Genomic DNA, 14464 nt, shown 5'->3' with positions numbered 1-14464 from the left:
TCATGAAACTCTACGAAGAGCTGGCCGATTGGTGGCCGCTGGTCTCTCCCCCGTCCGACTACGCCGAAGAGGCCGCCGAGTACATCCGGCTCCTGCGGGCCGCCGCGTCCGGGCCGCTGAAGGAGGTGCTCGAGCTGGGCAGTGGCGGCGGCAACAACGCCAGCCACCTCAAGCGCGAGCTCTCGCTCACCCTGGTCGAGCCCTCCGAGCGGATGCTCCAGGTGAGCCGCGCGCTCAACCCCGAGTGCGTGCATCTCCCCGGCGACATGCGGACCGTGCGCCTCGGCCGCGTGTTCGACGCCGTGTTCGTGCACGACGCGGTCGACTACATGATCACGGAGGCCGACCTGCGCGCCGCGCTGGAGACGGTGGCCACGCATCTGCGGCCCGGCGGGGTCGCATTGGTCGCACCGGATGCCACGCTGGAGTCCTTCGAGCCCGGCACGATCCTGGAGGGCGGAGACGAGCCGGCCGCTCCGGATGGGCGCGCCCGCTCGCTGCGCTACATCGAGTGGACGCTGCCGCTGGAGCCGGGCGCGACCTTCGTGGACGTCCACTACGCGCTGCTGCTGCGCGAGCGCGATGGGAGCGTCCGTGCCGAGCACGACGCGCACCGCAACGGCGTGTTTCCGCGGGCGACCTGGCTGCGGCTCTCCGATGAGGTGGGGCTCGACGCGCGTTTCGAGCCCCGGATACTCGGTGGCGAGGAGTACGACACCCTCCTCGCCGTCAAGCGCCGCTGAGCCAGGTGGGGGACGTCCTTTCAGGAGGGAGGTCCCGGGCGCGCTCGGGAGCAACTGGTCCGACAGTCGGACCAGTTCGTCCGAAGCGCGCCCGGAAGGTGCTCCGTCTTTCTGACCCAGCCTCAGTTCACCTTGACGGAGATGGGAGCCGAGAGGGTGACGTTGCCCGCCGCGTCATAGGCCCTGGCCGTCAGCGTGTGCGTCCCCTTCGGCGCCGTCAGCAGGTTCCAGCTCACGCTGTAGGGCGCCGAGGTGTCCGTGCCCATGACGGTGGCGCCGTCGTAGAACACCACCTGGGTGACGCCCACGTTGTCACTGGCACTGGCTTGAATCGTGGTGCTCAGTGACAGCGACGAGAGCGTGGCCCCATTGGCCGGCGAGGTGATGGCCACGGTAGGCGCGGTGTTGTCCACCGTGACGGTGCGGCCGGCGGACACGGCGACGTTGCCCACCGCGTCGTAGGCGCGTGTGGTGAGCGTGAAGGTGCCATTGGCCACGCTCGTCGTGTTCCAGCTCACCGCGTAGGGCGCCGTGGTGGCCGTGCCGAGCAGCGTCGTACCCGCGTAGAACTCGACCCGCTCCACCCCGACGGTGTCGCTGGCGGTGGCGCTGACCGGGACCGTTCCCCGGATCCGAGCGTTCTCCGCGGGAGTGCTGATGGCCGTCGTCGGGGCGGTGTTGTCGATGGTCACCCCCACCCCGGCCGAGGTGCGGACGTTGCCGGCCTTGTCATAGGCCTTCACCGTGAGCGTCTGGGCCCCGTCCGCCAGGGTGGTGGTGTTCCAGCCCACCGAATAGGGCGCGCTGGTGTCGGAGTTGATCAGCGTCGTGCCCCGGTAGAACTCGACCTTGGAGACCGTCTGGTTGTCGCTGGCGGTGCCCGTGAGCACCACACTGCCTCGGAGGAACATCCCCTGCGTGGGTGAGGTGAGCGCCGCATCCGGCAGGGTGTTGTCGGTGGTCACCGCGACCGAATTGGAGGTGCTGACGTTGCCCGCGTGGTCGTAGCCCTTCGCGGTGAGCGTGTGGGCCCCATCCACCACGGAGGTGCTGTTCCAGCTCACTTCATAGGGGGCGCTGGTGGCCGTGCCGATCAGCGTCCCGTCCGCGAAGAACTCGACCCTGTCCACCCCCGAGATGCTGTCGCTGGCGGTGGCACTGATCCGCACGGCGGCCCCACCGACCTGGGCGTTCTGCACCGGTGAGGAGATATACGGCGCCGGCCCGGCGTAATCGACGATCACTCCTACCCCAGCGGAAGTGCGGACGTTGCCGGATTTGTCATAGGCCTTCACCGAGACCGTATGGGGCCCCTCTCCCTCGACCATGGTGAACCACTCCACCGAGTAGGGCGCGCTGGAGTCGCTCTGGAGCAGCTCCCCATCCACGTAGAACTCGACCCTGGAGACCGCCTGGTTGTCACTGGCGGAGGCCTCGAGCAGGGCGTACATCGGGAGGAACATCCCCTGCGTGGGGGAAGTGAGCGCCACGTCCGGTGGGGTGTTGTCGACGTTCACCCCGACCGCGGGAGAGGTCCCGGTGTAGCCACCGATGTCGTAAGCCTTCGCGGTGAGCGCGTGGGCCCCATCCGCCACGGTGGTGCTGTTCCAGCTCATGTCGTAGGGCGCGCTGGTGTCCGTGCCGATCAGCGTCCCATTGTCGTAGAACTCGACCCGCTCCACCGCCTGGCCGCTGGCGACGGTTGCGGCCAGTGAGACCATTCCCCTCACCGGCGCGTTGTTGGCGGGAGCGGTGAGCGTCACCTCCGGGCTCACGTCCACCGCGAAGGCCACGTCGTCGTGGTCGTCCAGGCTACCGGAGCCGCACCCCAGGCTGCCGTAGTTGCTACCCGAGCGGAATCGGGCGCGCACCGCCTGCAAGAAGCCCGCGGGCAGGACGTATTCCGCCGAGAGCACCTGGGTCCCCGTCGTGCCCGGCCGCAGCGTGGTCAGGAACGTCCACGAGGGATTGTTGGCATCGCTCGTGGAGTACAAATCGAGCGCATCCATGGAGGTGTCGAGGACGCCGACCTGGACTTCGATCCGGACGCGCCGGCCCCGCGCGAAGAGCCCTCCATCGACGCTGGACACCTTGAGCCGATGGATCTGATGCCCGGTGCCGCCGTTCCCCGCTCCGTCGGCACAGGTCCCGTTGATCGTGTTGGGAGCGTTGGACTCCAGGGAGGACCGGCCACTCACGAGGGTCGTGGTGTCGCAGACGTTGCTCAGCGTGGTGCACTTCGGCACGCGGAGCACGGAATCGTACACGGCCGCGCCGGTCTGGTTCGTGGACACCGGGACGCCGGTGCTCGTCGCCATGTTGTCCAACGTGTCATGGGCCCTGGCCGTCAGCGTGTGGTTCCCGTTCGCCCACGAGCCGCTATCCCAGTCCACGGCGTAGGGAGCCGTCGTGTCGCTCGCCAGCAACACCCCGTCCACGAAGAACTCCACCCGGGCCACTCCGGAGGCATCGGTGGCGTTCGCCGAGATCGTCACCGGCCCGACGAGCACCGCACCACTGGTGGGCGAGGTGATCGACACGGAAGGCGGCGTGAGCTCGGGCACGGACGTCACCGTCACCTGCGCCGAGGTCCCCATGTTGCCCGCGGCGTCGTAGGCCCTGGCGGACAAGGTGTGACTCCCGCTCGCCATCGAGCGGCTGTTCCAGGACACGGCGAAGGGAGCCGTCGTGTCGCTCGCCAGCAACACCCCATCCACGAAGAACTCCACCCGGGCCACCCCCAGATTGTCCGTGGCATTCGCGGAGAGGGTCACGGACCCGGTCACCTTGCTGCCAGGGGCGGGAGCGGTGATGGCGACCACCGGCGCCGTGAAGTCGTTGTCCGTCGTCACCGTCACCGGCTGCGAGGCCTTCACGTTTCCGGCCAGGTCTCGCGCCCGGGCCGTCAGTGTGTGGCCGCCGTTGGCGGCACTCCGGGTGTTCCACTGCACGCCGAACGGTTCCGTGCCATCCGTTCCGATCAGGGTCTGCCCGTCATAGAAGTCCACGGCCACCACGCCGAAGTTGTCGCTCGCCGTGGCCGACAGCAGGACGGTTCCCGTCAGCGTCGCTCCAGGGGCGGGCGCGGTGAGCGTGGTCTGCCCTGGAGGAACGGAGTCCGTCTCCTGGGCGACCACGAAGGCCAGATCGTCGCGATCGTTGAACGAGGCCTCCGTCGGGGACTCGGCGCAGGCCCCGGGGCCGTTGACCAGGTTGAAGGCCGCGCGCACCGCCTGCAGGCTGCCCGCGGACAGCACGTACTCCGTCGACAGCGTCTGCGCGCCCGTCACCGTGGGCCACAGCGTCGTGAGGTAGGTCCACGAGGGATGGGTCGCATCCGTCGCGGTGTACAGATCCAACCGGTCATAGGACAGGGACAGGGGGTTATCGACCACCACGTCGACCTCGAGCCGCACCCGCTTTCCGGCGGCCAGGGCCGTCCCATCCGCCCGGCTCACCCGGATCCGCGAGACGGACTCGGCTTGCGATTCGGTGCGCGCGCCATCGATACACTCGTCCAGGGTGTTGGGCGCGTTGAGCTCGGGACCGTAGTAGTACCCTCGTCCCCGGACCAGCCCGCGGGTGTCGCAGCGATCCGTCACGGTCTCACACAGAGGCGCCGTCAAGACAGGGTCGTAGCGCGCGTTGCCCGCGTTGCTCGCCTCGACCGTGATGGGCGCGCTCACGGCCGACTGGCCCGCTCCGTCATACGACTTGACGCTCAACGTGTGGCCGCTGTTGGACACGCTCACCGAGTCCCAGGCGAGCACGAACGGAGCCGTCGTGTCGGTCCCCACGAGCGCGCCGTCCACGAAGAACTCCACCCGCGTCACCTGCCGGTCATCGCTGGCGGCCACCTCGATGGGAACGATGCCGCTCACGGTGGCCCCCGCGGCGGGCGCGGTGATGACGGGCGTGGACGGAGGGGTGAAGTCGTTGTCCACGACCACGTTCACGGTGCTCACCGAGACGTTGCCGGCCACGTCGTAGGCGCGCGCGGTGAGGGTGTAGGGCCCGTTGGGCAGCGGCCGGGTCGCCCAGCTCCAGGTGTAGGGGGCCTGGGTGTCCGTCGTGAGCAGGTTCGAGCCCGCGTAAAGCTCCACGCGCTGCACGGCGAAGTCGTCGCTCGCCTCCATCTGGATGGTGACGACGCTGTTCACCGTGGCGCCCTCCCCTGGAGAGGTGATGGCCACGATGGGCGGCGCGGGGTCCGGATCCTGGCCCACCGCGAACACGAGGTCGTCATGATCGGTGCTCCAGCGACCCTGGACGCAGGTCTTGGTGGAAGAGCTGAGATCCTCGGTGAGCACACCCCGGATGACCTGCATCCCGCCCAGGGGAAGCAGGTACCTGGCCGTGAGGACCTGGAGGCCTTGCTTGATCGGCCACAGGGTCGCGATATGGGTCCAGACGGGATTGCTCGCGTCGGCCGCGGCGAGGAGCTCCAGGTGCTCGTAGGTCGCGTAATAGGGACTCTGCTTCACATGGATCGTGGCCTGGATCGTCACCTCCCTGCCTTGCTGGAAGGTGGAGCCATCGCTCGGGAAGACGAGGAGCCGCTCCAGCGAAGGGCTCTCGAGGTACGTGCCACCCTGCCCGTCCGCGCAGAGGCCGCCCAGGGTGTTGGGCTGGTGGAGCTCGGGACCGGAGAGCCCTCGACCCTCCAGGAGCCGTCCCGAGTCGCACCTGCCCCCCACCAGCGTACAGACGGGCGTTCCCGTCGCGGGCTCGAACATCGCCTCCCCGGCGTTGGCGAGCGTCACTCCGACCGGGGTGCTCACTCCCTGGTTGTAGTGGATGTCATAGGCCCGGGCGGAGAGCACCACCGGTCCGTTGAGGGTGGTGAGGCTGTTCCACGCCAGCTCATAGGGCGCCGTATCGTCCGAGCCGATCCGTTTGTCGCCGAGGAAGAACTCGACCCTGGCGATGCCCGATTCATCCGTGGCGGTGGCGGACAGGGGCACCGTGCCACTCACCGTCGCACCGGCGGTGGGCGCCGTGAGGAGGACTTGAGGCGGAGTCTGGTCCGCCCCGTTGCCGCGGGCGTACAGGAGCCGGTACGAGGGATCGGAGATGCCCGGGTACATCACATCGGGCGTGGCGCGAGTGGTGAGCTCGGTGGAGACTTCCGCGGGCGAGGCCTGGGGGTGGGCTTCCAGGTAGAGCGCCGCCACACCCGCCACGTGCGCGGCCGCCATCGAGGTGCCATCGAGCGTGTTCGTGCTGGTGTCGTTGGTGATCCAGGCCGAGGGGATGCCGGTGCCCGGCGCGTAGAGGTCCACGCAGTCGCCGGAGTTGGAGATGGAGGCCACGGAGTCGCTGGAGGTGCTCGCCCCGACCGTCAGCGCGGCGGGAACCCGGCCAGGGGACATGAGGCACGAGTTCAGCGAGCCCGTCTTGCCGGCCGAGACCGCATAGGTGACTCCGGCGTTGATGGAGCGGGTGACCGCGTCGTCCAGCGACGTCGTCGTGGAGGTGGCCAGGCTGATGTTGGCCACCGCCGGCTTGATGTGGTTGGCGGTGACCCAGTCGATGCCGGCGATCAGATCGGACACATAGCCCGCGTTGGTGCAGTCCATCACCCGTACGGAGTGCAGGGTCACCCCCTTGGCCACGCCGTACGTCGCCCCGCCGATGATGCCCGCCACGTGCGTGCCGTGGCCGTGGCAGTCGTTCGAGCCGTTACCGTCATTGTAGGCGGTGAAGCCAGGGACGGCGCGCCCACCGAACTCGGAGTGGGAGAAGCGGATGCCCGAGTCGATGACGTAGGCGTGCACCCCGCTGCCGGTCTGCTCGTACTGGTACGTGCCGTCCAGCGGCCGTTCCCGCTGGTCGATACGGTCGAGTCCCCAGGGGGCATTGGATTGTGTCCCCATGGGGGTGACCCGGGAGTCCTCCTCCACGTAGCGCACGCGAGGGTCGTTGCTCAGCTTCAGCGCGGCGGCCTCCGTCATGGTCACGGCGAAGCCCTGGAGGGCTCGGGAGTACACGTGCTTGACGGAGGCCCCGTGGAGCACGGAGAGCTGGTGGGCCACCTGCCCCACCACCTGGGCCTGGGCCCCGGCTTTCTCGTCGAGCACGACGATGTAGCGGCCGGGCACGGCCTTGTCGGTCTTCAGCAGCCGGCTGCCCGCGACGAAGGCCCGGGCTGTCCGGGCTGTCTCCGTCTTGCTCGAGGTCTCGGCCTCGTTCGTGCGGTCTTTGGATGTGGGCTCACAGGACGCGAGCACGAGTGCCGCCGCGAGCAGTGTCACCAGGCGCTGCATGGTTCTCCCCCAGGGATCGAAACCTCTTTCCTGGGGTATTGAACAAATCCAGGGAAATTGGATCACTCCCAGTGCGGAAAACCATGCCGGGGGGTCAGTTCACCTTCACGGAGATGGGGGCCGAGATCGTCACGTTGCCCGCCGCGTCATGGGCCCTGGCCGTCAACGTGTGCGTCCCCTTCGAGGCGCTCAGCAGGTTCCAGCTCACGCTGTAGGGCGCCGTGGTGTCCGTGCCCATGACGGTGGCGCCGTCGTAGAACACCACCTGGGTGACACCCACGTTGTCACTGGCACTGGCTTGAATCGTGGTGCTCAGTGACAGCGACGAGAGCGTGGCCCCATTGGCCGGCGAGGTGATGGCCACGGTAGGCGCGGTGTTGTCCACCGTGACGGTGCGGCCGGCGGACACGGCGACGTTGCCCACCGCGTCGTAGGCGCGTGTGGTGAGCGTGATGGTGCCATTGGTCCCGGTCGTCGTGTTCCAACTCACCGCGTACGGCGCCGTGGTGGCCGTGCCGAGCAGGGTCTCCCCCGCGTAGAACTCGACCCGCGCCACCCCTACGGCGTCGCTGGCGGTGGCGCTGACCTGGACGGTTCCCCGGACCAGGGCGTTCTGTGCTGGAGCGCTGAGCGCCGTCGTCGGCGCGGTGTTGTCGACGGTCACCCCTACCCCGCCCGAGGTGCGGACGTTGCCGAGGCCGTCGAAGGCTTTCACCGTGAGCGTATGGGCACCGTCCGCCAGGTACGCGCTCATCGCATAGGGCGCGGCGTAGGACGTGCCGAGCAGCGTCGTCCCATCGTAGAACTCGACCCTGGAGACGGCCTTGTTGTCGCTGGCGGTGGCCTCGAGCGCGACGGGGTTTCGGAGGAGCATCCCCTGCGCGGGTGAAGTGAGGGCCGCGTCCGGCGGGGTGTTGTCGGTGTTCACCACGCGCCCGCTCGAGGTGCGGACGTTGCCCGCAGTATCGTAGGCCTTCGAGGTGAGCGTGTGGGCTCCGTCCACCACGGGGGTGCTGTTCCAGCTCACGGCGTAGGGCGCGCTGGTGTCGGTGCCGATCAGCGTCCCGTCCACGTAGAGCTCGACCTTCGCCACCCCATTGGTATCGCTGGCGGTGGCACTGACCTGGACCGTTCCTCCGACCAGGGCATTCGCCGCTGGAGCGCTGATGGATGTCGTCGGCGCGTTGTTGTCGACGGTCACCCCTACCCCACCCGAGGTGCGGACGTTGCCAGCGCCATCGAAGGCCTTCACCGTGAAGGTGTGGGCGCCATCCGTCGCGTACAGCGAGTACCAGCTCAGCGTGTAGGGCGCGCTGGTGTCGGTGCCGAGCAGTGACCCATCCAAGTAGAACTCGACCTTGGAGACCGCCAGGTTGTCACTCGCGGTGGCCTCGAGCACGACCGTGCCCTTGAGGAAGCTCCCCGGCGCGGGTGAAGTGAGGGCCGCGTCCGGCGGGGTGTTGTCGACGTTCACCACGACCGCGGCCGAGGTCCCGACACGGCCACCGCTGTCGTAGGCCCTGGCGGTGAGCAGGTGGGCCCCGTCCGCCACGCCCGCGGGGTTCCAGCTCGTCTCGTAGGGCGCGCTGGTGTCGGTGCCGATCAGCGTCCCGTCCACGTAGAACTCGACCCTCGCCACCGCCTGGTCGTCGGCGGCCGTCGCGGTCACCGAGAGCACGCCCAGCGCGTACACATTGCTGGCGGGAGCGGTGATCGCCACCGTTGGGTCCCCATCCACCGCGAAGACCACGTCATCCCGGTCGTTGTAGTCGCCGGGGATGCACGCCGAGCTGGAATCACCCCCGCGCCGGAACTGGGCGCGCACCGCCTGCAGATAGCCCGAGGGCAGGACGTACTCCGTCGAGAGCACCTGCTCCCCGGTGGCGCTCGGCCTCAGCGTGGTCAGGTATGTCCACGAGGGGCTGTTGGCATTGCTCGTGTAGAACAGATCGAGCGCATCCGTGGAGGTGTCGAGCACGGTGACGTGGACCTTGATCCGGACGCTCCGGCCCGGCGCGAAGACCTCGCCATCGACGCTGGACAGCTCGAGCCGGTTGATCTTCTCGAGCTCGCCGTACCAGTAGTAGGCCGCTCCGTCGTAACAGGTCCTGTTGATCGTGTTCTGTGCGTTGGTCTCCAGGGAGTACCGGCCCTTCACGAGGCCCGTGGTGTCACAGACGCTGGTCAGCGTGGCGCACTTCGGCACGCGCAGAACGGAGTCGTACACGGCGCCGCCGGGCTGGCTCGTGGTCACCACCACACCGGTGCTCGTGGCCTCGTTGCTCGCCGCGTCATAGGCCTTGGCGGACAGGGTGTGGCTCCCGTTCGTCCAGAAGCCGCTGTCCCAGTCCACGCGGAAGGGAGCCGTCGTGTCGCTCGCCAGCAGCGCACCGTCCACGAAGAAGTCGACCCGGGAGAGCTCCACGTTGTCCGTGGCATCCACCTGAATGGACGTCAGCCCCGTCACGGAGGCCCCGCTGGCCGGTGAGGTGACGGACACGGTCGGGGCCACGGAGTCGATGAGCACGGGCACTCCGGCCGAGGTGGCGACGTTGCCGTGGATATCGGTGGCGCGCGCGGTCAGCACGAGCCGGCCGTTCACGGCCGTCTGGGTGTTCCAGGAGTAGCTGTAGGGCCAGGAGGTGTCGGTCGCGAGCGGCGTTCCGTCCACGAGGAACTCGACCCTGGACACCCCGGACGTATCGGAGGCATCCGCCGAGAGCGTCACGGTCCCGACGAGCCTCGTACCGCTCTGGGGCGCGGTGAGCGCGACGGTAGGAGGAGTGAGCTCGGGCACGAGAGTCACCACCACCTGCTGCGAGGTCCCCACGTTGCCGACCGCGTCATAGGCCCTGGCGGTCAGGACGTGTTGGCCAGCGGAGGCGCCCCAATACCCCGTATTCCAAGACCCGTCGAAGGGCGCTGAGACGGAGGTGTCGCGCAGATTGGGGCCGTCGTAGAACTCGACCCGGGTGACGCCCAGGTTGTCCGAGGCGTTCACGGTGAGCCGCACCATCTCACCCATCTTCATTCGCACGCCAGTGACGGGAGCGGTGAGGGAGATCACCGGTGCCGTGAAGTCGTTGTCCGTCGTCACCGTCACGGGCTGTGAGGCCACCACGTGTCCGGCCACGTCGCGCGCCCGGGCCGTCAGTGTGTGATTGCCGTTGGCGACTCCCCGGGTGTTCCACATCACTCCGAAGGGTTCCGCGCCATCCGTTCCGATCAGGGTCTCCCCGTCGAGGAAGTCCACGGACCTCACGCCGAAGTCGTCGCTCGCCGTGGCCGACAGCGTGACGGTTCCGGTCAGCGTCGCTCCAGGGGCGGGCGAAGTGAGCGCCACCTGCGGGGGGACGGAGTCCGTCACCTGGGCGACCGGGAAGACCAGGTCGTCGCGATCCCTCCACGAGTCCGCGGGCGTACTCGAAGCGCAGAGCCCGTCGCCGCCGCCCACACCGAAGGCCGCGCGCACCGCCTGCAGGCCGCCAGCGGGGAGGATGTACTCCGCCGACAGCGTCTGCGAGCCCGCCTTCAGGGGCTGGAGGGTGGCGATATGGGTCCACGAGGGCTGGGTCGCATCCGCCGCGAAGTACAGCTCCAGCCTGTCGACGGGCACGGAGTCGCGGTTGTCGGTCACCACGTCGACGTCGATCCGGGCCCGCTTCCCAGCGGTCAGGGCCGTGCCATCTTCCCGGCTCACGCGGACCCGGGCGATGGACTCGGCGAGGCCGGTGCGCGTGCCGTCGGGACACCCATCCAGGGTGTTGGGCGCGTTCTGCTCGCCGCCCCGTCCCCGGACCAGGGACCGGGTGTCGCAGCGTTCCGTCACGGTGTCACACCGGGGCGCCTTCAAGACCGGATCGTAGCGCGCGTTACCCGCGTTGTTCGCCTCGACCGTGATGGGGGCGCTCTCCGCCGACTGGCCCGCACCGTCATACGATTTGACGCTCAGCGTGTGGCTGCTGTTGGACACGCTCACCGAGTCCCAGGCCAGGGTGAACGGCTCCGTCGTGTCGGTCCCGACGAGCGCGCCATCCACGAAGAACTCCACCCGCGTCACCTGCCGATCGTCGCTGGCGGCCACCTCGATGGAGACGGTGCCGCTCACGGTGGACCCGGCGGCGGGCGCGGTGATGACGGGCTCGGACGGTGGGGTGAAGTCGTTGTCCACCGTCACGTTCACCGTGCTGCTCGACGAGACGTGGCCGGCCACGTCGTAGGCGCGCGCGGTGAGGGTGTAGGGCCCGTTGGGCAGCGTCCGGGTCGACCAGGTCCACACATAGGGAGCCTGGGTGTCCGTCGTGAGCAGGGTCGAGCCGTTGTACAGCTCCACGCGCTGCACGCCGAAGTCGTCGCTCGCCTCCATCTGGACGGTGACGGAGTTGGCCACCGTGGAGCCCTCCACCGGGGAGGTGATGGCCACGCCAGGCGGCGTGGAGTCCGGCACCTGGTCCACCGCGAAGACCAGGTCGTCATGGTCGATTCGCCAGCTCTGCTGGGGGCAGGCGGCGGGAGGGTTGCCGCTGCTGAGGAGCACGCCCCGGAGGACCTGCATTCCACCCTCCGGAAGCAGGTACCTGGCCGTGAGGACCTGGAGGCCTTTCTTGTTCGGCCACAGGGTCGCGATGGGGATCCAGACGGGGTTGCTCGCGTCGGCCGCGGCGAGGAGATCCAGATGCTCGTACCCCATGTAGGGGCTCATCTCCGCGTAGACCGTGGCCTGGATCGTCACCTCCTTGCCCACCTGGAACGTGGTGCCATCGCTCGGGAAGACGAGGAGCCGCTCCACCGAGGGGTCCGTGAGGTACGTGCCGCCCTGCCCGTCCGGGCAGAGTCCTCCCAGGGTGTTGGGCTGGTGGGGTTCGGGGCCAGCGATCCCCCTCCCCTCCAGGAGCCGCCCCGAGTCACACCTGCCGCCCACGTCCGCGCAGACGGGCGTGCCCCACGCGGGGTCGAACGCGGCCTGCCCGGCGTTGGCGAGCGTCACCTCGACCGGGGGGCTCACGCCCGGATTGTAGTGGGCGTCATGGGCCCGGGCCGTGAGCACCACCGGGCCGTTGAGGGTGGTGAGGCTGTTCCACGCCAGCTCGTAGGGCGCCGTGTCATCCGAGCCGATCAGGCTGTCACCCTGGAAGAAGTCGACCCTGGCGATGTCCGACTCATCCGTGACGGTGGCGGACAGGGGCACCGTGCCGCTCACCGTCGCACCTGTGACGGGCGCGGTGAGGAGCACTTGGGGCGCGGTCTGATCCGGCCCGTTGCCACCGGCGTACAGGAGTTGGTTCAGGAAATAACCCGTGGTGTAGATCATCACGGGCATCGCGCGGCTGGTGAGCTCGGTGGAGACTTCCCCGGGGGTGGCCAGGGCATGGCCTTCCAGGTAGAGGGCCGCCGCACCCGCCACGTGCGCGGCCGCCACCGACGTGCCAGTGAGCGTATCCGTGCTGGTGTCGTTGGTGCTCCAGGCCGAGGGGATGTCTACGCCCGGCGCATGGAGGTCCACGCACTCGTCGAAGTTGGAGAAGATGTACCGGCCGTCACCGGAGTCGGACGACCCGACCGTCAGCGCGGCGGGAACCCGGCCGGGAGAGCGGTGGCACGCGGTGGATTGATTGTTGCCCGACGCGACCACATAGGTGACTCCGGCGTTGATGGAGCGGATGACCGCCTCGTCCAGCACCGTACTCGAGCTGGTGGCCAGGCTGATGTTGGCCACCGCCGGCTTGATGTGGTTGGCGGTGACCCAGTCGATGCCGGCGATCAACCCGGACACGTAGCCCGATCCCTCGCAGCCCATCACCCGCACGGAGTGCAGGGTGACGCCCTTGGCCACCCCATACGTCGCTCCGCCGATGATGCCCGCCATGTGCGTGCCGTGGCCGTGGCAGTCGTTGGTGCCGTTGCCGTCCTGAATGGCGGTGAAGCCAGGGACGGCGCGCCCACCGAACTCGGAGTGGGAGAAGCGGATGCCCGAGTCGATGACGTAGGCGTGCACCCCGCTGCCGGTCTGCTCGTAGTGATACGTGCCGTCCAGCGGCCGTTCCCGCTGATCGATGCGGTCGAGTCCCCAGGGCGCGTTGGACTGCGTGCCCGAGAGGTGGACCTCGCTGTCCTCCTCCACGTAGCGCACGCGCGGGTCGTTGCTCAGCTTCAGCGCGGCGGCCTCCGTCATGGTCACGGCGAAGCCCCGGAGGGCGCGGGAGTACACGTGCCTGACGGAGGCCCCATGGAGCGCGGAGAGCTGGGTGGACAGCGGCCCCACCTGGGCCTGGACCACGGCCTTCTCGTCGAGCACGACGATGTAGCGGCCGGGTACGGCCTTGTCGGCCTTCAGCAGCCGGCTGCCCGCGACGAAATCCCGGGCCGCCCGGGCCGTCTCGCGTGAGGTCTCTGCCTCGCCGGTGCGGTCTTTGGATGGGCGCTCACAGGAAGCGAGCACGAGTGCTACCGCGAGCAGTGTCACCAGGCGCTGCATGGTTCTCCCCCAGGAGTCGAAACCCCTTTCCTGGATTATTGAATTAATCCCGCGATCCTGGATCGCTCCGGATACCAAAAAAGAGGAGCCCCTCCCTCGTATCGTCCTGCGAAGCTGAGACCATGGAACGCTTCGTCGAGGTCGCCGAGGGAGTCTCGCTCTGGGTCGAATCACGGGGTCCGGAGGGTGCACCCGCCGTTCTGCTCATCATGGGAGCCAACGCCTCGGGACTGGCCTGGCCCGACGAGCTCGTCGAGCGCCTGGCCCGCGAGCACCGGGTCATCCGCTATGACCATCGGGACACCGGAGCGTCCACCTGGGCCTTCGACAAGGCCCCCTACCCCCTGACCCGGCTGGGCGAGGACGCGCTGGCCGTCCTCGATGCGCTCGGTATCGACCGCGCGCACGTCGTGGGCTTCTCGTTGGGGGGCTTTCTGGTGCAGTGGCTCCTGGTCGCGCACCCCGAGCGGCTGCTCAGCGCGACGGTCATCTCGGCGGCCGCCCTCCAGGGCACTCCCGCTCTCGCGGACGGAACGGCGCAAGCCCCCATCGATCCCGAGCTGCTCGAGCTCTGGAGCCACATGTTCGAGCCGCGCGATCTCGAGGCGGAGATCGAATGGCGGATCGAGAACTGGCGCAGGCTCAACGGGAAGGTGATTCCCTTCGATGCCGAGGAGTTCCGCGCATTGGAGCGGCGCATCATCGCCCACGCTGGCCGTCACGATAATCCGGGCGCCCACGCGCGGGCCGACTACTCCGCACTGGCTCGCGGGGCGGAGTTCGTACACGTCACCGTGCCCACGCTCGTCATCGCCACCCCGGAGGATCCCACCAATCCCGCGTCCAACGCGCGGCACCTGGCGGGGAACCTGCCGCGCTCGACTCTCGTGACCATCGACGGGATGGGGCACGCGATTCCACGCGCCGTCGTGCCCCGGCTCGCGGCGGCGCTCCTGAACCACATCGAGACTGTGAGCTGA

General features: G+C 68.7%; 4 protein-coding genes. 2 read left to right on the top strand and 2 right to left on the bottom strand.

Annotated features, from left to right (window positions below; translation table 11 throughout):
- Positions 1–2: 2 nt before the first annotated feature.
- On the top strand, positions 3–743 hold the full coding sequence (locus JRI60_RS26755) for a class I SAM-dependent methyltransferase (protein ID WP_204218709.1): 741 nt from the start codon (positions 3–5) through the stop codon (positions 741–743).
- Between the two features lie 122 nt (positions 744–865).
- Here JRI60_RS26755 and JRI60_RS26750 read toward each other — a convergent pair whose 3' ends face one another.
- The gene (locus JRI60_RS26750) at positions 866–7009 is read right to left on the bottom strand and encodes an Ig-like domain-containing protein (protein WP_204218708.1); all 6144 of its coding nucleotides are present in this window, start codon (positions 7007–7009) and stop codon (positions 866–868) included.
- A gap of 94 nt (positions 7010–7103) precedes the next feature.
- On the bottom strand, positions 7104–13484 hold the full coding sequence (locus JRI60_RS26745) for an Ig-like domain-containing protein (protein WP_204218707.1): 6381 nt from the start codon (positions 13482–13484) through the stop codon (positions 7104–7106).
- Between the two features lie 122 nt (positions 13485–13606).
- On the opposite strand from JRI60_RS26745, the gene JRI60_RS26740 reads away from it, so the two are divergent.
- Complete coding sequence (locus tag JRI60_RS26740; protein WP_204218706.1) at positions 13607–14464, top strand: alpha/beta fold hydrolase; 858 nt, start codon at positions 13607–13609, stop codon at positions 14462–14464.

This window comes from Archangium violaceum (assembly GCF_016887565.1).
GTDB classification, from domain to species: Bacteria; Myxococcota; Myxococcia; order Myxococcales; family Myxococcaceae; genus Archangium; species Archangium violaceum_B.
This window is presented reverse-complemented; position numbering and strand designations above follow the sequence as displayed.